The sequence below is a fragment of the Amycolatopsis sp. NPDC104587 genome, assembly GCF_055583645.1.
Genome location: NZ_JBVJNO010000009.1, coordinates 322,281 through 342,400, shown reverse-complemented (window position 1 = coordinate 342,400; position 20,120 = coordinate 322,281). Strand labels below are relative to the sequence as shown.

At 72.3% G+C, this 20,120-nt stretch carries 14 protein-coding genes; 8 read left to right on the top strand and 6 right to left on the bottom strand.

What is annotated here, in order from left to right; genetic code table 11:
* Nucleotides 1-15: 15 nt before the first annotated feature.
* On the bottom strand, nt 16-486 hold the full coding sequence (locus ACZ61C_RS29000) for a phage tail protein (protein ID WP_465311007.1): 471 nt from the start codon (nt 484-486) through the stop codon (nt 16-18).
* Between the two features lie 3 nt (nt 487-489).
* A complete protein-coding gene (locus ACZ61C_RS28995) occupies nt 490-2,010 on the bottom strand; it encodes a phage tail sheath family protein (protein ID WP_465311006.1) in 1,521 nt (506 codons plus the stop codon).
* Nucleotides 2,011-2,166: 156 nt separating this feature from the next.
* Between ACZ61C_RS28995 and ACZ61C_RS28990 the strand changes: the two genes are divergently transcribed.
* From ACZ61C_RS28990 to ACZ61C_RS28975, 4 genes are read left to right on the top strand one after another with little or no spacing between them, the layout of a single operon-like run.
* Nucleotides 2,167-2,766: a Pvc16 family protein gene (locus tag ACZ61C_RS28990; RefSeq protein ID WP_465311005.1), complete on the top strand. Its 600-nt coding sequence runs from the start codon at nt 2,167-2,169 to the stop codon at nt 2,764-2,766.
* A gap of 11 nt (nt 2,767-2,777) precedes the next feature.
* Complete coding sequence (locus ACZ61C_RS28985) at nt 2,778-3,173, top strand: PAAR domain-containing protein (RefSeq protein ID WP_465311004.1); 396 nt, start codon at nt 2,778-2,780, stop codon at nt 3,171-3,173.
* Between the two features lie 39 nt (nt 3,174-3,212).
* Complete coding sequence (locus ACZ61C_RS28980; RefSeq protein ID WP_465311003.1) at nt 3,213-4,154, top strand: hypothetical protein; 942 nt, start codon at nt 3,213-3,215, stop codon at nt 4,152-4,154.
* 42 nt (nt 4,155-4,196) lie between these two features.
* Nucleotides 4,197-6,224 (top strand): hypothetical protein, encoded by a 2,028-nt coding sequence (locus tag ACZ61C_RS28975; RefSeq protein ID WP_465311002.1) that lies wholly within the window; start codon nt 4,197-4,199, stop codon nt 6,222-6,224.
* Nucleotides 6,225-6,318: 94 nt separating this feature from the next.
* On the opposite strand, the gene ACZ61C_RS28970 is transcribed toward ACZ61C_RS28975, so the two are convergent.
* A complete protein-coding gene (locus tag ACZ61C_RS28970) occupies nt 6,319-7,554 on the bottom strand; it encodes an FAD-dependent monooxygenase (protein ID WP_465311001.1) in 1,236 nt (411 codons plus the stop codon).
* 81 nt (nt 7,555-7,635) lie between these two features.
* Here ACZ61C_RS28970 and ACZ61C_RS28965 point away from each other — a divergent pair, with 81 nt between their 5' ends.
* The 4 genes from ACZ61C_RS28965 to ACZ61C_RS28950 all read left to right on the top strand — a co-directional run bounded on the left by ACZ61C_RS28965 (nt 7,636) and on the right by ACZ61C_RS28950 (nt 12,949).
* Entirely contained in the window at nt 7,636-8,112 is a 477-nt protein-coding gene (locus ACZ61C_RS28965; protein WP_465311000.1) for a MarR family winged helix-turn-helix transcriptional regulator, read from the top strand.
* A 295-nt stretch (nt 8,113-8,407) separates the two neighbouring features.
* Nucleotides 8,408-9,043 (top strand): helix-turn-helix transcriptional regulator, encoded by a 636-nt coding sequence (locus ACZ61C_RS28960; protein WP_465310999.1) that lies wholly within the window; start codon nt 8,408-8,410, stop codon nt 9,041-9,043.
* A 110-nt stretch (nt 9,044-9,153) separates the two neighbouring features.
* A complete protein-coding gene (locus ACZ61C_RS28955; RefSeq protein ID WP_465310998.1) occupies nt 9,154-10,329 on the top strand; it encodes a lytic transglycosylase domain-containing protein in 1,176 nt (391 codons plus the stop codon).
* Nucleotides 10,330-10,552: 223 nt separating this feature from the next.
* Complete coding sequence (locus ACZ61C_RS28950; RefSeq protein ID WP_465310997.1) at nt 10,553-12,949, top strand: ATP-binding protein; 2,397 nt, start codon at nt 10,553-10,555, stop codon at nt 12,947-12,949.
* Nucleotides 12,950-13,055: 106 nt separating this feature from the next.
* Here ACZ61C_RS28950 and ACZ61C_RS28945 read toward each other — a convergent pair whose 3' ends face one another.
* From ACZ61C_RS28945 to ACZ61C_RS28935, 3 genes are read right to left on the bottom strand one after another with little or no spacing between them, the layout of a single operon-like run.
* Complete coding sequence (locus tag ACZ61C_RS28945) at nt 13,056-16,133, bottom strand: DUF7507 domain-containing protein (RefSeq protein ID WP_465310996.1); 3,078 nt, start codon at nt 16,131-16,133, stop codon at nt 13,056-13,058.
* Nucleotides 16,134-16,157: 24 nt separating this feature from the next.
* Complete coding sequence (locus ACZ61C_RS28940; RefSeq protein WP_465310995.1) at nt 16,158-17,525, bottom strand: hypothetical protein; 1,368 nt, start codon at nt 17,523-17,525, stop codon at nt 16,158-16,160.
* A gap of 24 nt (nt 17,526-17,549) precedes the next feature.
* Entirely contained in the window at nt 17,550-20,036 is a 2,487-nt protein-coding gene (locus tag ACZ61C_RS28935; protein ID WP_465310994.1) for a hypothetical protein, read from the bottom strand.
* Nucleotides 20,037-20,120: the final 84 nt, after the last annotated feature.

The following is a 20,120-nucleotide window of genomic DNA, read 5'->3' as shown; positions in this document are numbered from 1 at the left end:
TTTCCGGAGAATGAATCAGGTCATGGTGATGTCGTCGCATTCGATGGTCGCTTTCATCAGCACCATCGACGAGGCGCCGGCCTGCGCCGGATCCAGTTCGAGCCGGGCGCACCAGGCGTTGTCGAGCACGCACGCGGCGACCGGCAGGCCGGCCGCGGTGAGCATCACGAACTCCGCGGCGACCTTCGCCAGCGGGTTGTTCATCCTGGCCAGCGTGTGCCAGGCGAACAGCTGCGCGAAACCCGCCGAGTCGAGCGCGCGTTTCAGGACCAGGGTCGGCGGGGTCGCGCGGCCGAACTGCTTGGTCCGCACGTTGCCCAGCCGGACCGCGTGCGAGTACTCGAGCGCTTCGACACCGGAGGAGAAGCCGGCGAGCTCGGAGAACCCGACGCCGGTCGTCCAGCCCTGGCAGGACACCACGAACCGGGCCGCGCTGACCGGCTCGACGAACGGCAGGCCCGTCGTGGTCAGGCTCGTCGGTTCCACGGCTCACTCCTGCAACGCGGCGCCGTCGGACAGCTGCGACAGCCGGAACACCACGAACTCGGCGGGTTTCACCGGCGCCACCCCGATGTCCACGACCAGCACGCCCGCGTCCCGGCTTTCCTCGGGGTTGTTCTCCTCGTCGCACTTGACGTAGAACGCCTCCTCCGGCGAGGTGCCGAACAGCGCGCCGGTACGCCAGACCCGGCGCAGGAACATGCTGATGGTGCGCTCCACCGAGCTCCACAGGTAACGGTCGTTCGGCTCGAACACGACCCAGCTGGTCCCGTTCAGGATCGACTTCTCGAGGAAGTTGAACAGCCGTCGCACGTTCAGGTACCGCCACTCCGGATCGCTGGACAGCGTCCGCGCGCCCCAGACCCGCACGCCTTGGCCGGGGAACGCGCGGACGCAGTTGACGCCGATCGGGTTGAGCTGGTCGTGTTCTCCGCGCGTGAGGTTGCCGGCGAGGCCGACCACGCCCCGGACCGTCTCGTTCGCCGGTGCCTTGTGGACACCGCGGGTGTCGTCGTTGCGTGCCCAGATGCCTGCCATGTGGCCGCTCGGTGGCACCGTGACCTGACGGCCCGTCAGCGGGTCGGCCACCGTGAGCCACGGCCAGTAGAGCGCCGCGAACTTCGAGTCGTACCCGGCGGTGTCGAGCCGCCAGCGCTTCAGCTGCTGCGGGGTGAGGTCCGGCGGCGGGTCGAGCACGGCGATCCGGTCGGCCATCAGCTCGCAGTGCGCGATCATGGCCTGCTGCACGGCTTTCACGCCGGCGTCGTCGATCATCCCGGCGGCCCGCGCACTCATCAGGTCCGGGACGCAGAGCATCGTGACGTCGTCCATCGCCTCGAACCCGGCGAACCCGGTCCGGTCGTCGGGGTCACCGATGTAGTCCTGCGCGCGCAGGGTCTGTGCCGGCGCGGCGTTGTTGGCCAGCGCCAGCCGGGCCCCCACCTTCGGGGCCGCGAGGGTGCCGGCCTTGCCGTCGACCGCGGCGACGAGCTTCGACCGGCGCAGGGCGGTGACCACGTGGGACGGTCCGCGCCGGACGGTCACGTTGTCGTAGGTCTCCTCGGCTTCACCCTGGCGGACAACCAGCTTGAAGGAGTCTTCGCCGCCCTCGGAGGCGGGTTCGACCTCGACGGTGACCGGGTCGCCGCCGGTCGCCGCGGCCGCCCGCAGGGCCAGTGGCCGGCCCGCACCGTCGGTTTCCAGCTCCGTCGCGGGAGCCGGGCCGGGAGTCTGCCCCGCCGCGTCCCCGGCACCGATCCGGACGATGTAGGCGGACCCGCCGCCGTTGAGGAAGTAGCCGTAGACGGCGTGGGCGAGATGGGTGCCGGGGACGAAGCCGCCGAACTCCCGGGTGAACTGGGTCCAGTTCGTCACCAGCACGGGTTCGTGGACCGGGCCGCGTTCGGCGAACCCGACGAACGCCGCGATGGCCGTCCCGACCCCTTCGATCGGTTTGGACCCCGACGACACTTCCTCCGTGTACACGCCGGGGGAGAGGTAACTGGGCATCGGCCCTCCAGGGATGCGTTTCGACGTCGCCGACTCTGCCGTGGCCCGGCCCCGGTCGCGAGGCTTCGCGGCCCACACCATCGGGCAGCTTCGTGTGCCTCATCGGCTGGCTCGGGTGCTTCGCGTCGAGCACCTTCCCGATGTCAGGATCGGCCCATGTTGTCCGATGTCGACGCGGTGCTCAAGTCGTTGCTGCGCAACGCTCTTCCCGGTTCGGCGACGGTCCGGATCGGACGGTCGGAGCGGGAGCCGGCCACGACCGGCGTGGTCGTGAGCCTGGTTCCGCGCGACGTCCGGGAGGACCTCACGGCCCGGACGGCGGCCTGGCAGGACCGGCGCGAAAACGGCCGGGTCGCCGGGCGGCAGGCGCCGCTTCGGCGCTTCCGGTTCCACTACCGGGTCACGGCCGACGCCGCCGACGCCGAGGCCGAACGCGGGCTGCTGGACGCCGTGCTGCGCACCTGCGTGGCTCACCCGGTCGTCCCGCGGCGGCACCTGGACGGCACCTCCCTCGACGGGGACGTCCCGATCGCACTCGAGTTCGCTCACCCCGACGTCCCCACCGCGGATCCCTGCGGCGCGCAGGCCCGTTTCGCGCTCGACGTTGTGCTGATCGCTTCGTACGTCCCACCGGTGCTCGCCGACGTGGCGACGCCGCCGGAGCGCGTTGATCTCGGCGTGCGCCGCGGCGGGGCACCCGCCGCACCCGACGGGCGCCGGGCCGGCCGGCCTCACGGCGTCATCCACGAGAGCTGAGGAGGACCACCATGGGGAAACCCGCGGCAGCGCAGGGGGACGCCGTCATCGGCACCGACGTCCACGTCGTCCTGGTGCCGTCCTCCGGTGGGCCGGTGCCGACCCCGACGTCACTCCCGTTCACCGGCCGGATCACCGAGGGGTGCTGCGCGACCGTGCTGATCGGCGGCAAGCCCGCCGCGGTCCTGGGCGCGACGGCGCGCAACCTGCCGCCGCACGTGGCCCCCACCGGCCGGTTCGCCACCCAGCCGACGGATCAGGGCACGGTGCTCGCCGAAGGGGTGACCGTCCTGATCGGGGGCAAACCCGCGGCCCGCGCCGGCGACCGCGTGCTGACCTGCAACGACCCGGCGCCACTGCCGACGGGCACGGTCCAGGCGACCGCGACCGTCCTCATCGGACCCTGAGCACCGCTGAACGTTCTACCACGGAAGGGATCGCCGAACATGGATCAAGCAGTCAAGGCGGCACTCACGGCCGTTCGCCCGGCCGATGCCGAGCACTGGTTCGAGCTTCTCTGCCAGGCCCACCGCAGCACCGCGGCGGCCGAGGGTGGCTGGCCCGAGCTGCTGGCGGAGGTGCGGGCCGGGTGGTCGTCACCGGCGGACGTCGAGACGTTCGCCAAGGTGGTCGAGGACCAGTCCGGGGCGCCGTGGGAGACGGTCGGCAAGCTGGTCGAACTGGGCCGTGAGCTGCCGGGGCACTACCGCGCCGCGATCGCACCGGCCGCCGTGCCGGCCGCCGTGCCCGTCGCGGCGGTGACCGACCTGGCGTGGGTCACCGCTGACCAGCGAACGGCGCTCGCGTCTTTCACGAGCGTGCGTGGTGAGTGGCGGACGTGGTTGCCGGGGCAGCTGGACGCGTGGTGGCCGGAGTGGAAGCGCTCGACGCCGGAGGCGCTGGCGCCGTGGCTGACGACGGCCCTGCCCGGGCTGGGCACCCCGCCGGCCGCGGTGAGCGTCGCGGACCTCGGGTGGGTCACCACTGACCAGCGCACGGTCCTCGCGTCTTTCACGAGCGTGCGTGGTGAGTGGCGGACGTGGTTGCCGGGGCAGCTGGACGCGTGGTGGCCGGAGTGGAAGCGCTCGACGCCGGAGGCGCTGGCGCCGTGGCTGACGACGGCCTTGCCCGGGCTCGGGGTCCCACCCTCCCCGGCTCCCGAACCCGAGCCGGTCCCCGAACCCGAACCGGTCGCGGAAACCGCGACCGCCGCCGAAGAAGACGTCGACCTGGCGCTGGCGCAGGCCCGGGCGGCGAAGGCCGAGCAGGACCGGCTCCGGCAGTTCTTCGAGACGGTCGTCAAACCCGAGCTGGTGACCGAAGAGTTCGCCGACCTCAGCCCGGAGGACGTGGCGGACGTGCTGAACCGGGTCCTCACCGAGGCGTGACCTGTTGACGAGCCGAACGACGAAATCCGAGCGAGGGACGACATGACACACGCGAAGCAAGCGGCAACCGCTTCCGGGCCCGAGGCCGAGAAGAAGAAGGAGCACCTGTTCACGAAGATCATCGACGCCGGCCGGGCCGTGCGCCGGGAGCTCTTCGACATGCACCACTTCGCCGTGGCCCAGGCCCTCGACAAGAAGGACTTCCTGCTCGGGTTGACCCAGGATTTCCAGGTGGCCCTGGTGATCAGGTCGGCCGAGCCGGTGCGGCGGCAGGCCGCGATCGACACCCTGGAGGGGCTGATCGGCGTACTCGAAGAACAGCGGAGCACCTACGCCGCCACTGCGCGTTCGGTGCGCGACCTGGGCGCCGTGGAAATGATCGTGAAGACCGGCTCGGGGAAGGGCCTGCTGCAGGCGACCGACAAGGCGGTCACCCACACCCAGGAGGCACAGCGCCGGGTGGCGGAAGCGCGCGAGCTCGTCAACCGGTACGGGGCCACGCCCGGAGACGGCGACGTTCTGGTCGAGGACGAGGACCTCAACCTCAAGCTCGCGCGGTTCTTCACGGTGAACCTGACGTTCGTCGAGCAGTTCGGCATGCGGTCCGACGAGCTGCTGGCCCTCGCGCTGGAGGTCATCCGGTACGAGGCCGTGAAGGCCTGGGTCAACGAGCACCCGGACGTGGCGCACCAGTCGCTCAAAGCGGCCCTCCTCGTCTTCGACAACGGGATCGCCAACACCGCACGGGTCGGCGACGTCCTGAGCAACGTGCCCGACTACCACACGCAGGCCGCCGCCACCGGGATCAAGTGGAGCATGGTCGCGGCGACGGCGGGCAAGGCCGTCGTCGACCGGATGCTGCTGTCGGCCAGCGCCGACCGGCAGATCGCGGAGTTCAACAAGGCGAACAGCTCGGACCGGATCTTCGGCGAGCACGACAAGGACAGCCTGCTGATCGCGAAACTGCTGCGGGACAAGGCCAATGCGGAGATCGAGCTGATCCTCGCCCTGGTCGAGCCGGTGGTCAGCGTCGGCACCGCGTGGATCCCGTACGCGCCGGTCGACAAGATCTGGGCCGCGCTCAAGGAAATCATCCTCGGCGCCGTCAAGCAGTACCAGCAGGAGCGGCTGGACCTGGCCGAAGGCAAGGGCAAAGAAGGGTTCGAGATCTTCAAGCGGTTCCACAAGGACCTGCTCAAGACCATGGAAGACAAGATCAAGGGTGACGTGCTCGCCGTTGTGGACGTCGTCAACTGGACCACCGAAGCCGTGCGCGAGACCCTCGTCAACGACGTCCTGAAGATGATCATGGGTGCGCTGCCGGTGGACCCGGCCCAGCGAGTGGACGGCGCCCGGCTGCGTGGGATGATGAACAGCGTCATCGCCGCGGCCCAGGTCCGCCGCAGCGTCCGGGTCGTGGTGCCCGGCTCGGTGGCGGAGCGGCCCCGGCCGAAGGTCGACGGGCTGGGCCGCAAGCTGACGCTGCTGTCCGGACCGATCGACAGCCCGGAGGGGCCGTACTTCTTCACCCGCCGCCGGGGAACCGTAGGCCGGCTTTACGACGACGGCACCCGGTTCGTCCCGGTCGACGAGAACGACGCCGACGCGGCGAAGTACCGCGAAGCGCTGCAGGAGGATTCTCGCGGGATCCGGCTGAGCGAGATCAACATGGCCTACAGCAGCCCGGTGCCGGGCAGCGCGACGGCGCGGCTGCACCGGGCCCGCATCGGTGACATCGTGGGCGAGATCGACTCGGAGACGGCGGAGTTCACCTCGACCGGCCCGGACCCGGAATGCCTCGACGAGGGCGCCTGGCGGTTGCGGGCGATCGACGTCCGGTCCGGTGGCTACTGGAACGTGACCGACGGCCGCCACGACGGGCCGATCGTCAAGGGAACCTGGTACCGCCCGTGGCCGCAGACCCGGGCGCACCTGTACGCGTTCGTGCCGGAGTCGCAGAACCGGCGCCGGGAGTTCGCGGTCGGCCTTTGGCTGACGGCCACCCCGGGCAAGAACATCGCGGACGCGGTCGCCGGAGCCGCGATCGACGACGACGTGGTGAGCCCTTGACTCGTTGAGTGGCCGACGGTGGTCGCGATCCGGTGATCTTCGTTGCGGCAGGATCGCCCGCCCCGGATCACCCGAGGCGGGCGCGAGACCCGGGTCAGACGGCTGCGGGATCGCGCAGCCTCGGGTACTCGGGCAGCCGCGGCTCGTGTTTCTGGGTCGTGATCACCGCCTTTTCCACGACGGGGCGCAGCGCCTTGGAGGTGACGACGCGGTGGAGGGCCCGGGTGGCGACCAAACCGGCCTGGGTCATCGGGTGCATCAGCCGGGGCATACCCGGTGCGAGACCTTGCGCGCTGTCGACGTAGCTTCGCAGAAGCCGCTCGTAGCGGGCGAACGCACCGGTGTGGGTGCCGCCCGGTTCGCGCAGGCTGCGGCCGAGCTCGCCGGCGAGCACGTGCGCGCCGACCAGCGCCAGGGTGGTGCCCATTCCGGTGGGCCCCGATCCCCACGCGGCGTCGCCGAGCACCCCTATCCGGCCTTCGCTCCACCGTGACATCACCACCTGTCCCCACCGGTCGGTGTAGAACTCTTCGGGCCGGGCCGCGAAACCGTCTAGGATGCGTTCGGTCTGCCAGCCGGCGCCGCGGAACCGCTCACGCAGGTGGTCGATCCGGGCCTCGGCGGGCAGCGTCTCGAACTCCGCGGACCCAGAGGGAAAACTCAGGCTGGCCCGGATCGTGCCGACGTTGTCGGGCCGGGCGGTGATCACGCGGCCGCGCGTAGTGGTCATGAAGTACCACCAGTCGTCATCGTCCGGACGGCGGTCGATCGTGCCGAAGGCGACGGTCAAGCCCTTGTCGCGGTAGCTGGTCCGCTCGCCCAGGAGCAGCCGCCGGGTGCGCGAGCTGCGGCCCTCGGCGACGAGCACCAGGTCGAACCGTTCCCAGCGACCGGAGTCGAACCGCACGTCGACACCGGTGGCGTCCTGGTGCGCGCCGGCGACAAAATCGCCGTAGCGAACCTCGACGTCCTCGGCGATCGCGTCGAGCAGGATGCCGGCGAGCTGCCCGCGCAGGATCTCCAGCTCGGCCGTGGGGCCATCGCGGCCTTCCTGGCGCGCGACCTCGGCGTAGACGTCGCCGGTCTCGGTGATGAACCGGGTGCCGGCCTCACCGGTGAGGCTGCCGAGCACGGCGTCGCGGATACCCATGCGGTCCACGATCTCGTGGCCGAGCCCGCGGATGTCGATGTTCTGCCCGGCGCTGCGGCGCCGTGGCGAGCGTTCGAGCACGACGGGCTCGAAACCCTCACGCACCAGGCCCCAGGCGAGGGCGGGGCCGGCGATGCTCCCGCCGGTGACGAGGACGCGGGGACGGGTCTGATCGGACACGGGTGATCCTCCATCATGAAGTAGTTACATCATCAAGTTACTTCACGGAGTGATATGGTGCCACTCGCACAAGGAGGGTCGATGGCCGACGAACAACGGACGCCGCACCAGCGCGTCGTGCCTCAGCTGCGGAACTTCGCCGCGGCCGGCGACGAGCTGGGCAGGCTCTTCGCCCGCGCCAAGCGGATGCACACCACCGACGCCGCCGCCATGGTCGCGATCCTCACCGCCGAAGACCAGGGCACCCCCATGACGCCGGCGCGGCTGGCCGAGCACATCGTGCTGACCACCGGAGCCACGTCCACCTTGCTCAACCGGCTCGAAGACGCGGGCCACATCGTCCGCACCCGCGGCCACAGCGATCGCCGCGTGGTCACTTTGCACTCCACGCCCACCATCCACGCCTCCGCCGACGCGTTCTTCGCGACTCTCGCGCAACGCCAGAACGCCGCGCTGGCCGGCTACACCGAAGCCGAACTGGCCCTCGTCGAGACGGTCGTCGACCGGTTGACCGGAGTCGTGAAGGACTTCGTGGACCACCCGCCGGATGTGCCCTGAGCCCGGGAAGCACAGCAGACCGGAGCGCGTTGACGAGTATCGAGACTTCGGCAAGCCACTGCCGGAGCCTGAATCGGCGGTCACCTCGGCAGGTGTCGCCCGCACGCAGGTGCAGTCCGTTGATCATCGCCCGCCCGGGCCCGCATCGGGGATAGCCCCGAGAAGCATCCGTGGTTCAGGTCGATCTTTCGGGGTTTTCCCCGTGCCGGTCGCGGTGCCACCGGTGCCAGAGTCGTACCCGTCGTCGGCCACGGCGGTGCGCGTGGGGGCACTGCCGGCGATCTGAGGGAGCGAGATGTCGGAGCGGATACCGGTGCTGGTCAAGGGATTCGACCCCATCCTGGTTTCGGGAGTGGCCGGGCAGCTGCGGCCCCGGCCGGAGGTGTCGCTGGTGGACCGGCCCGCGGGCGCGCCCGCGGGCACGGTGACGATCGTGGTGGGGGACGCGGTGACCGAAGCGCTGCTGGTCCTGGTGCGGGAGGCGAGCGGGGCGAGCACCGGGCACGGCCGGGTGCTGCTGGTGCCGGCCGACATCGACGATCCCGCGCTCATCGCCTGCATCGGCGCCGGCGCGGGTGGGGTGGTGCCCCGCGCGGAGGCCACACCCGAACGGCTGGTCGCGGCCGTGACGCAGGTCGCCGGGAGTGGCGGCGTGCTTTCGCCGCGCATGGTCGGCCGGTTGTTCGAGCAGGTGGCGCGGCTGCAGAACCAGGTGCTCGGGCCCCGCGGGATGGCCTTGACCGGGCTGACCGATCGCGAGACCGAAGTGCTGCGCCTCGTGGCCCAAGGCTTCGAGGTCAAGGAGATCGCGGAGAAGCTCGCCTACTCGGAGCGGACGATCAAGCGGGTCACCCACGACGTGCTCAACCGGTTCCAGCTGCGCAACCGCGCGCACGCCATCGCCTTTGCCCTCGAGGGCGGCTTGATCTGACCCTCGCGGGCAAGCCGGGGCTGCCACGGGGGCCGGGTTTCCGCCAACCGCGCTCACCGGCCGTCGCCGGTGGTCCACTCGAAGCGTCACCTCTTCCGGAAGGACCACAGATGTCCCCAGTGCGCAGGCCGTTCCGAGTGCGCCTCCCGGCGGGCACCACCCACCTGGCCGCCGTGCTCGTCCTGGCCGTCACCGCGTTGAGCGCGGGAGCCGGTGACGCCACCCCGGCCGCGGACGCGCGCGTCGAGCGGCGGCCGGACACCCCGCCGGTGGCTCCCGGCCCCGCCGGGGACACCACCGCGCCCTACGGTGTGGACGGCGGCACCGTGCCGCAGTTCCCGCTGCCCGCGTTCGCCGGTGTCCCGATCCCGCTGGCGGCCGGCCCGCAGGTGCCGGGCCTGCCCGGGGGTTCCGGTGCGACGGCGGGAGTTCCGGGCGTCGTGCTGGCGGCTTACCAGCGGGCAGCCGCTCGGCTCGCGGCCGACACCCCGGCGTGCGGGCTGCCGGTCGCCCTCCTCGCCGCGATCGGAAAGGTGGAGTCGGGCCACGCCCGGGGCGGGCGGGTCGACACCGCCGGAACGGCGCTGAGCCCGATCCTCGGCCCGGTGCTCGACGGGCGGGCCGGCACGGCGGCCATCGCCGACACCGACGGCGGCGTGCTCGACGGGGACGCCGCGTGGGACCGGGCCGTGGGCCCGATGCAGTTCATCCCGTCCACCTGGCGGCGCTGGGCCGCCGACGGCAACGGGGACGGCCGGGCCGATCCGGAGAACGTGGCCGACGCGGTGGAGGCGAGCGGGCGGTACCTCTGCGCGGGCGGCCGCGACCTGCGTTCGGCGGCCGGACTGGACTCGGCGGTGCTCAGCTACAACCACTCGGCTGCCTACCTGCGCCAGGTGCTGTCCTGGATGCTGGTTTACCAAGGCGCGGTCGCGGAAGGCCCGGACCCGCGGTTCGCCGCCGCGGCGGCGCCGCAGGGCGCGCCGGTGCTCCTGCCTCCGGCGACGGCTCCGGGGCCTGCCACGGTCCCGTCGCCCGTTCCGCCGGCCGGCACGCCTCCGGTTCCGCCGACGTCCGTGCCCGCTCCGCCGCCGACCTCCGGGACCCGCCCGGCCCCGCCCACGACTTCGGCCCCGCTGCCGCCCCCGGCGTCCGCGGTGCCGGTGCTCGATCCGGTGACCGGGTTGATCACGTGCACCGTCACGACGGTCACCGGGGCTCTCGGCGGCCTGCTGGGCGGCGGGAGCGGACAGCCTGTGGCAGGCGAGTGCCCGCCGACCGGCTGACGGCTGAACAGGGGGTGCTGTTCACCCGGATGCTGGAGAGAAAGGCGTTTCGTCACGCAAAGTTTACGCCGAATGGTCCGTCCATGTTCGTCCTTTCGTCGTTATAGACAGCGTGCAGGAAACCAACACGGGCAGAGACGGGAACGGTGCCGCGATCCGGCAAACCGGACACGGACCCGAGCACGGGGCGCACCTCCACGGCAGGGGCCGCGGCGCGCCCCGGATGTGGGCGCCGGGCACCCGCGAGCAGGACCGCCACCCGCGCTACGACCTCCCGCCCCTGCCCGAGCCGGACACGGACCACGGCCACCTCGGCAACCTGCCGACGGAAGTGAGCAGTTTCGTCGGCCGGCGCACCGAACTGACCGAAGTGGCGACGCTGCTGTCCCGGACGCGGCTGCTCACCCTCACCGGGGCCGGCGGGGTCGGGAAGACCCGGCTGGCGCTGCGGGTGGCGGCCTCGGTGCCGGACGTGTTCCCCGACGGTGTGTGGCTGCTCGAACTCGGCGACCTGGGGGTCGCCGAGTCGGTCGAAGAACAGCTGGCCGCCCTGTTCGGCATCGAACACGACCCGCGCCACGGGCTGGGCCCGGGGCTCCGGCGCTTCCTCGCCGACCGGTCCGTGCTGCTGGTGCTGGACAACTGCGAGCACTTGCTGGACCAGTGCGCGAAGCTGGCCGGTGCGCTGCTGCGGCACGGCGAGGGCATCCGAGTGCTGTGCACCAGCAGACAGCCGCTGGGCATCCTGGGGGAGCACATCCACGAAGTCGCCCCGCTCGGTGTGCCGGCGCCGGGTCTTCCCGCTCGCGCGGCCGAACTAGGCCGGTACGACGCGGTCAGCCTGTTCGCGGCCCGCGCCGCGGCGATCCGGCCCGGCTTCGAGGTGACCGACACCAACTACGAGACGGTCACCCGGCTCTGCCGCCGTCTCGACGGCATCCCGCTCGCGATCGAGCTGGCGGCGGCGCGCCTCGGGGCCCTGTCGGCCGGCCAGATCCTGGACCGGCTCGACGACCGCTTCCGCCTGCTCACCAAGGGAAACCGGCTCGCACTGCCCCGCCAGCGCACGCTGCGGGCGCTGATCGACTGGAGTTTCGCGCTCTGCTCCGACGCCGAACGCACGGTCTGGGCCCGGCTCTCGGTGTTCTCCGGCGGGTTCGACCTGGCCGCGGCGACCGCGGTGTGCGGCGAAGGGTTCGCCCCGGACGACGTGGACGACCTGGTGACCGGGCTGGTCGAGAAGTCGGTCGTGGTCCGCGCCGACACCGAAGACGGCCAGGTGCGCTACCGCCTGCTGGAGACCATCCGGCACTACGGCCAGGACCGGCTGGCCGAGAGCGGGGACCGGGCCGGCGTGCTCCGCGCGCACCGCGACTGGTTCCGCGCACTGGCCCGGCGGGCCGGCTCGGAGTGGATGAGCAGCGACCAGAGCCGGATCGCCGCCCTGTTCCAGGTGGAAGGCGGGAACCTGCGGGCGGCGCTGGAGTTCAGCCTGGCCGACGACGACGGCGGGCAGGCCGCGCTGGAGATGGTGATCGCGCTGTGCGACCACCGGCGGGCGTGGGCGACGCTCGGGGAGGCGCGGCGCTGGCTCGACCGGGCGCTGGTCAACGCCCCCGGCCGGACCGTGGTCCGGGCTCGCGCGCTGGCCACGGCGGGCTGGGCGGCGCTCGTCCAGGGCGACCGGACCACGGCAGGCCGGCTGCTGCGCGAGTGCCGAACGCTGGCGGAAGAGCTGGGGGACGCCCCGAGCCGGGCGCTGGCCGTCCAGTACAGCGGGCTCGCGCGCGTGTTCGCCGGTCACTTCGCCCACGGCGCCAAGCTGCTGGCCGAAGCCGTGGACCGGCACCGGGAGCTCGGTGACACCGCCGCCGAACAGCTCGCTTTCGCCCAGCTGACCATGGCTCGCTGCTTCGGGGGCGACCCGGCCGGGGCGCGCGCGGTCGCGTCCGGGGCGGTCCAGCCCGAACCGAGGCGGTCGCCGACCTCGCACGCCTGGTGGCTCTGGTGCCACGGGCTGGACCGGTGGAAGCACCGCGACCACGAGGTGGCCGCGCGAAGTCTGCGTTCGGCGTTGGGGGTGCGCGCCGCCCGCGGGGACAAGGTGCTCACCGCGATGGCGCTGGAGACCTACGCCTGGACGTGGGCCGAGCGCGGAGACCCGGTGACGGCGGCGATCGCGTTCGGCGCGGCGGAGGCGGCTCGGCGGGCGACGGGCTGTGCGTTGAGCGGGCTGCGCCACGTGCACGTCCCGCACCTGCGGTACGCGGCGGCCGTGCGCGCGGACCTCGGCGAAGAGGTCTACCAGCAGCACTACGCGACCGGGCTGCGCTCGACCGTGGACGAGGTGCTGGCGGGCCCGGCACCCGAGGTCGCGGTGCCGGCGCCGCGCGACCGCCCGCCCGTGGCCAACCCGCTGACCCCGCGTGAGCTGGAGGTGGCGTTGCTGGTCGCAAAGGGGTTGAGCAACAAGGAGATCGCGGCGACGCTGGTGATCGCGTTGCGCACCGCGGAGTCCCACGTGGAGCACATCCTGAGCAAGCTGGAGTTCGGCCGGCGGGCGCAGATCGCGGTCTGGGCGAGCACGGTCCTGCCGGCCCGCGAAACCCCGCAAAGCTGAGCACCCCAATGTGGCCTTGGTTGCGTCACACGCACCCAAGGGGCCCTTCGGTGCGTCAGACGCACCGAAGGCCACATTGGGGCGCTTCGGCGCCGGGCGAAGTCCATCAGCGGCCGCGGGAGCGGCGCCGGGCCACGGCCACCAGTACGACGCCGGCGAGGAGTGCGCCCGTGCCCAGGATGATCGGCGGGCCGACCGACACACCCGTGTAGGCCAGCTTTCCGGGCTTGCCCGGGTCGTCCTTGCCCGTGCCGCCGCCGGGAACGGTGCCCGCGCTCTCCGGGCCCGTCACTCCGGTCTGGGTGCCGGAAGTGGCCGTGCCGGTGGCGCCCGCGGTCCCGGTTCCGGGGGTGCCCGGTGACGTGGTCGACGTCCCGGTGCCGTCGCCGGCCGAGCCGGTGACGGGCACCGTGGCCTGGGCCTGGCCGGTGAGCGGGGCGCCGGTGTCGTGCGCCGCCGCGACCGGGCTCGCCGTGAAGCTCGCCGTGTCGCGCAGGCTGCCCGCCGACGCCGCCCGGACGGTGCACTGGCGCGTCCGGGCCGCGCCCGCGGCGAGGCCGTCGGGCTCGTCCACGGTGAAGTCGCACGCGCTCGCCAGGTCGTTGGTCACCGCCAGGGTCAGCGCCACGTCGCCGGTGTTGCGGACCGCGACGGTGAACTCGACGTCCGCGCCGGCCGCGGCTTGCGGCGACCCGGCGGACACCCCGATCATCAGCGCCGGGTTGAGCACGGTCAGCGGCAGGGGAGCCGCGGTCACCGACATCGGCCGGTCCTGCGGGTCCTTCGCCGTGGCGACGGGCACGCTGTCCACCGACGCGGCAAGGGCCACGGCGCAGTCGAAGGTGGCGGTGGCGCCCGCCGCGAGAGAGTCGATCGGCTGTGGCGGCGCGCAGTCCGGCGCCGCCGGGTCGGTCAGCGTCACCGAAGACAGCGGGTCCGTGGTGCCGGTGTTGTGCAGCCGGTAGGTCAGCGTCACCGGGCCACCCGCGCGCACGGTGGTCCGGTCCGCCGCGCGTTCGACGGTCAGCGGCGGCTCGAGCACGGTGACGGTCGCCGTGGTTCCGGCGGTCACCGGCGCGCCCGTCTCGTCGGTGCCGGTCGCCTTCGCGGCGGTGGACGCCGTCGCGGTCGGACGCGCCTCGCAGGTCAGGGTGACGGCCGTGCCCGCGTCCAGCACGGGCACCGGTTCGGGGGCGCAGCCGGGCAGCGCCGGATCGGTGACGGTCACCCCGGTCAGCCGTTCCTGCGGCTGGGTGCCGGTGTTGGTGACGGTGAAGCTCGCCGTCACCGGCGAGCCGCGGTAGACGGTGTCCGGGCTCAGGGTTTCGGCGACGGAAAGCTGCGGGTGGATCACCACCACGGCGGCCTGCTGCGTGCTGACCGGTGGGAACGCCGTGCCGGTGCGGTCGGTGCCCTGCAGCACGCCGTAGCTGGTGAAGCTCTCGTGCACCGCGGCCACCGTGCAGGTGAACGTGGTGCTCTGCCCGGGCCCGAGGTCGTCGAGCGGGCGGTCCGCGCAATCGCCGGTCGTGGAATCGGTGTAGCGCAAGGTCTGCAGGGTGTTGTCGGGGGTGTTGTTCGTGACGGTCACGGTGAAGGTCACCGGCTGCCCGTCGCGGACCACGAGCCGGTCGGCCACGCGGGTGACGCCGATGTCGGAGTGGATCACCGCGGTGTCGGCGGCGGCGGTCGCGCTCACCGAGCGCGCGGTGCCCGCGGGCACGGCGCTCAGGTAGTCGGCGGTCGCGGTGACCTCCTCGTGCAGCGGATCCTGTCGCGCCACCCGGGTGCAGCTCAGCGTGACGCTCGCCCCCGGCGGCAGAACGGCACTCGGTGGCGCGGCGCACGACTCGCCGGGCTGCGGGGGAGTGCCGGCGTTGTCGGTGACGCGCAGGCCGGTCAGACCGACGTCGCCGGTGTTGGTCACCGCGACGGAGAACGGTGCCACGTCGCCTTGGCGCACCGGCGTCTGCTGGCCCTGCACGGAAACGGCCAGCTGCGGCCGGATCGCCTGGCTGACGACCAGCTCCGCGACGGTGGTGACGTCGGTGCTCGACGAGACCTGTACCACCGCCGCGGACTGCCCGTCCTGCAGCCCACCCGGGGCGAAGCTTTTGGCGTCCACACTCAGGTTGTTCGCCACCGCCGCGCGCGTGGGATCGACCGGATCCACGGCACCTTGCGCGCAGGAACCGAAGAAGTCCACTGTGGAGCGTTGTGCGCAGGGCTCGACGACGTCCACGCCGTTGACCGACAGGCGTTCCTCGCCCAGCCCGCGGTCGCCGTCGAAGGCGGTGACGGCCATCCGCACCCCGGCGGTGGAGGCGTGCCCGCCGAGCAAGGCCGCGGTCAGGCTCTCCTCCCGGAGCGGGCCGGCGCGCAGGTGGTCGTTGTAGACCGCGACCGCGCGTGGTGCCGGGTAGTCCGGCTGTGGCCCGGGAAAGCCGAACACCACTGTCAGCGACCAGCCGCCGGCGCAGCCGATCCCGCTGGGCGCCCACACGTTGCCCACCGTCACGGTGGTCGGCCGACCCGTCGGGACCGCGCCGAACAGCGAGGTCACGTCCGACCAGTCCGAGTACATCTCGGCGTAGTCGAGCACGCCGTTGCTCGCGCGGTAGTGCCCGGCGACCAGCGGCACCGGCGCCGAGGGCCGGTCGCCGACGGCCAGGCGCACCTGCTGCCGGCGCGGTCCCGACGCCGCGGGCGCCGGTGGGAGGGAAGCGCTGCCCAGCACCGGAACCGAGCAGTTGGGCAGCAGCGAGGAGAAGAAGCCACCGGTGTGGCCGCCCCACGTCAGCTGGGCGTAGGCGACCGTGGCCCCCGCCGGCACCGTCAGCGTCGCCCGCGTCGAGTCGAAGGTGGCCGCGTCGTCGTCCACGTCGGCCAGGCGCATCGCGTAGCCGTTGTTGTACCCGGCCGGGCCCTGGGTCGTGCCGCCCGCGGTGATCGCGGCGCAGTCCGCCGCCGTGCCACCGCCTCGCGTGTCCTCGCCCGCCGCCGGGCAGCGCAGGATGCTGTTGCCCACGTGCAGGAAGTCGCCGTAGACGGCGTCCCGGTAGGACACCGGGGACTCGGCGGTGACCGGCGCCGGTCCGGTGGCCGACGCGACCGCCGGGGTCACGACCAGGGTGCCCGCCGCCAGCAGCGGCAGGACGGCGAGCAGCTTCCACAGCCGGTTCACGGCCACTCCTTCGCTTGCGCGGGCTCAGTACCGGTCGTCTTCGCGGTCCGCCCAGACCGTTTCCGCGTCGCGGATCCGGAGCAGGACGGTGACGGGCCGGGCGTCGCCGTCGGTGTGCGCGCCCAGCTCGGCCAGGTGGCACTCGCCGTCGAAGCTCTGGTGGACCAGTTCGCAGCCGGGCTCGCCCTCGACCCAGCCGTGCACGTCGTAGGCCTTGCCGTTCAGCTCCTCGAGCCGGTTGCCCGCCGACCGCCACCGGTCGCGCAGCTGCCCGGTGAGCGCCTCGAACTCCGCACGCGGGTCGGCCACCGGTTCGTCGGCGGCCGGTGCTGCGTCTTCGGCACTGGCGAGGGGTTCGGCGCGGACGATGCTGATGCCGACGTTGGGGTCGAACCAGGCGTAGGTGTCGTGGGTGCTTCCGTCGGTGGCGGTGGCGTGGGCGGTGAAGCCGACGGTGCCGTCGGGGGTGGTCTGGTCATGGGTCCAGGTGGTCCAGTCGATGACATAGTTGTTGCCGTCGAAGGGAAACGCGGACGTGCCGTAGTACCCGCCGAGATAGGCCGCGTCGACGGCCGGAGCCGCGTCGACGGCGAGGGCTTCGGCGCGGACGATGCTGATGCCGACGGCGGGATCGAACCAGGCGTAGGTGTCGTAGGTGCTTCCGTCGGTGGCGGTGGCGTGGGCGGTGAAGCCGACGGTGCCGTCGGGGGTGGTCTGGTCGTGGGTCCAGGTGGTCCAGTCGAAGACGAAGTTGTCGCCGTCGAACGGAAAGGCCGATTCACCGTAGTACCCGCCGAGGTACGCCGCGTCGACGGCAGGAGCGGCTTCCGCGGCGGGGATCTCCTCGGCGACCGCCGCCTCGGCCTGCGCCTCCCGCACCTCGATGGCCTGGTCGAGCGCCGCCTCGAACGCGCCGCCGGCGACGAGCTGCTCGGTGACCACCGTCGGCTGCAGGGCCAGGTCGATCGACAGCCGCACGGCGTGGACGGCGTCGCCGTCGGCCGCGTCGGCCACGGTGGTGGCCGTCGCGGTCAGCACGCCGCCCGCCTCGTCGGTGATCTGCAGCGTCGTCCAGTCGACGACCCGGTCGCCGGCGCCGCCGGCCACCGGGGTCCCGCCGACCGTGGCGGCCATCCGCTCGGCCAGCAGCAGGCGCACCTGCTCGGGGTCGTCCGGGATGAACCGGCCCGCGGCGGCGTCGAGCACCCCCGCCACGTCCGGGGCCACGAGCACGGCGTACCGGCCGGGTCCCTCTTCGGTCCACGTGGTGTCGCTCGGGTCGAGCAGGGCGGCGAAGGTGGGCTGTTCGCGCAGCGCGGTGGCGGCCGCTTCGGACAGGTCCGGGGGAAGGACGGCCGGGTCGTCCGCGACGGCTTCTTCGGTGCTGGTCATGGTGCCTCCGTTGACGTGCGTCGGCTAGTGGGAGAGGGCCGTCAGGTCGACTTTTCTCGCGGAGCCCGCGACGAACTTGGCCCGGTTCGCCGCCTTGCGCTCTTCGGCGGGGGAGGGGTCGGCCGCGGTGACCTCGGGGGCGTCGCCCGGCAGGCAGAACACCGTCACGGTGGCCTTGGCCGAGCTGCCTGCGATCGCCGTCATCACCAGTTCGATGCCGCCGTTCTTGCGCACGGCGCCCTTGACCGCGTCGAGGGTGTACTGCCCGGTCGCGCCGCCCGCGGAGAACCCGAGGGTGAGGCCCGACAGGCGGTTCTCCAGGCTGTCGGTGCTCAGGATCGCGCCGGCGTCGGCCGCCAGGGTCTCCAGCGGGTCGGGTTCCGGCACGGCGTCGAGCACCTCCAGCCGCCCGTCCACCGAGAACTGCAGGGTCAGCTCGTGGGGCCGCCGGTCGGCGGAGCGCCCGGCGACGCGGAACCGGATGACGCCCGCGGCGGTGTCGCGCTCGGTGCCGGTGATGCCGCCGCTGATCGTGTACTTCTCGCCGTCGGCGGTGACCGGGGTGCCGGCGGTGAACTTCGCCGCCAGGTCGTCGTCGGTGATGACCGCCATCACGTCGGCCGCGGTGCCGCCGGCCAGCGCGTCCTGGGCGTTGGCCAGCTTGGCCTGGATCGGGTCGGCCGGGAACTCGCCGGTCACCTTCGTGACCGTGGTGAACATCCCCTGCATGTCGTAGGTCAGCTCCGCGGTGCCGGGGTGCGCGATGCGGCCCATCATGAACCGCACCGCCACCTTGAGGTGGTACCGCGGGTGGTCGTCGGCAACCAGGTCCAAAGTGGACCAGTCCACGACGAGCTCGCGCCCGTCGTGGACCAGCTCGGCGCCGAGCTCGCCGACGACGAACTGCCGGAGCCGGTGCAGCAGCTGCGCCGGGTCGGCGTTGACGACACCCGGGTTCGCGCCCAGGGTGATCTTGATCCGGGTGCCCGCGACCGTGCCCGTGATGAACCCCGGGTCGGTCTTGGGGTCCAGCTGCAACTCTCCCGAGGTGAACGCGGTGTGGTACGGGTTGTGCTCCTTGTCGGCCATCAACGTGCGGATCGCCGCGACGTCTTCGTCGCTGAAGCCGGCCTTGTTCCGCGCGACCTTGTTCTGGTCGGCGAGGAAGTCGATGACGTCCATGCCCGTCTCGGCCAGCGCGAGCACCGCACCGAGCGGGCCCGCGGCGTCCCCGGCGGCCTTGGCGATCACGCCCGTCACCGTGAGGGTCGCCTCGACCCCGTCTAGGCTCAGGATCTTCTCCTTGTTGCTGTTGAGCGCGCCGATGACGCCTTCGGCGCCGGCCTTGAGCTGGTACTGCCGCTCCGGGGAGATGTCAGTGACCTTGGCGAGGCCGTCCACGCTCATCGAAGCCACCTTCTTGACCGCCTCGGCCGGCAGGTCTTCGGTGTACTTCTTCAGGTTGTCCCACAGCAGCTGCTTGCCTTCGGAGAACCCGGAAACCGCCTTGGCCGCGACGCTGAGCTCCTCCCACGGCGTGACGAACTCCTGGCCCGCGTACTGCTGCTGGATCTCCAGGCTCTGCTTGTCCCGCCACACGACCAGCTCGGTCAGGCCGAACTCCAACGCCTGGTCGGCGACCCCCAGCGCGGTGCCGATGGCGTTGAAGGGCGGGAAGAAGTCCAACGTCACCTGCGCGACGGACACCCCGGTGCGCAGCAGGAGCAGCGCCCCGCCCAGCTTCGGGTAGATGGTGTTGAAGTTCTCCTTGAGCAGGGTCTTGGTCGCCCAGCGGGCCCAGGCGGCGACCTGCTCGCCCGCGCTGGTCATCGCCCGGCCCTGCTTGCCCACCGCTTCGGTGAACGCGATCATCAGGTCGAACAGGGCGGCTTCGGTCTCCGGCTTCGCCCGGTCCTCCGGGCTCATCTTGACGACGTCCCGGCTGAACACCTTCAGGGCGGCGGAGGCGGTGAGCACGACCGTGGTGGCGGCGCTCAGGTCCTTGATCGCCTTGTCCTTGAACTTGCCCTCTTCGTCGTCCCACTTGGTTTCCTGCAGCTCCTTGAGCGCCTTGTCGACGAGCAGCAGGGTGCCGGACTGGTACTTCTCGATCTGCACCTGCACCAGCAGCCCGACGTTGACGTCCAGCCCCGCTTCCTTGCCGTCGACCTGCGTGCGGGCGGCGTTGGCCAGGGTGAGCCGCTGGGTCTCCTTGCCCGCCAGCGCCTTGGCCTCCTTGGCCGAAAGCGCGTGGCCGTTCGCGTCCTTCGCGGCACGCAGCTGCTCGACGCGGGCCTTGAGCGCGGCCCGCACGGCCGTGATGTCGGCGACGAAGCCGTCGCTGTAGCCGCGCTGGAAGCACGCGAACTTGTCCTTGTTGCTGGGCGCCTGCTTGAGCACCTTGGCGATGGCCTGTTCGCCCCGGCTCAGCTTGCTCAGCTCGACGGCCGGGACGGCGTCGCTCTGCGCGCCGTCCCCGGCCGCGGGGAGGGGGGGGGGGAGAGGGAGCACACGGCCTACCCCCCGACCTGAGGTGTTCCCGCCGAGGGGGGTGTGGGGGGTGGGTGGTCGGGTCACCACCACCCCTCCCGCAGA

Excerpts from the sequence above, each read along its gene's own strand:
- ACZ61C_RS28995 (WP_465311006.1), bottom strand. The coding sequence starts at position 2,010 with ATGCCCAGTTACCTCTCCCCCGGCGTGTACACGGAGGAAGTGTCGTCG.
- ACZ61C_RS28990 (WP_465311005.1), top strand. The coding sequence starts at position 2,167 with ATGTTGTCCGATGTCGACGCGGTGCTCAAGTCGTTGCTGCGCAACGCT.
- ACZ61C_RS28985 (WP_465311004.1), top strand. The coding sequence starts at position 2,778 with ATGGGGAAACCCGCGGCAGCGCAGGGGGACGCCGTCATCGGCACCGAC.
- ACZ61C_RS28980 (WP_465311003.1), top strand. The coding sequence starts at position 3,213 with ATGGATCAAGCAGTCAAGGCGGCACTCACGGCCGTTCGCCCGGCCGAT.
- ACZ61C_RS28975 (WP_465311002.1), top strand. The coding sequence starts at position 4,197 with ATGACACACGCGAAGCAAGCGGCAACCGCTTCCGGGCCCGAGGCCGAG.
- ACZ61C_RS28965 (WP_465311000.1), top strand. The coding sequence starts at position 7,636 with ATGGCCGACGAACAACGGACGCCGCACCAGCGCGTCGTGCCTCAGCTG.
- ACZ61C_RS28960 (WP_465310999.1), top strand. The coding sequence starts at position 8,408 with ATGTCGGAGCGGATACCGGTGCTGGTCAAGGGATTCGACCCCATCCTG.
- ACZ61C_RS28955 (WP_465310998.1), top strand. The coding sequence starts at position 9,154 with ATGTCCCCAGTGCGCAGGCCGTTCCGAGTGCGCCTCCCGGCGGGCACC.
- ACZ61C_RS28950 (WP_465310997.1), top strand. The coding sequence starts at position 10,553 with ATGTGGGCGCCGGGCACCCGCGAGCAGGACCGCCACCCGCGCTACGAC.
- ACZ61C_RS28940 (WP_465310995.1), bottom strand. The coding sequence starts at position 17,525 with ATGACCAGCACCGAAGAAGCCGTCGCGGACGACCCGGCCGTCCTTCCC.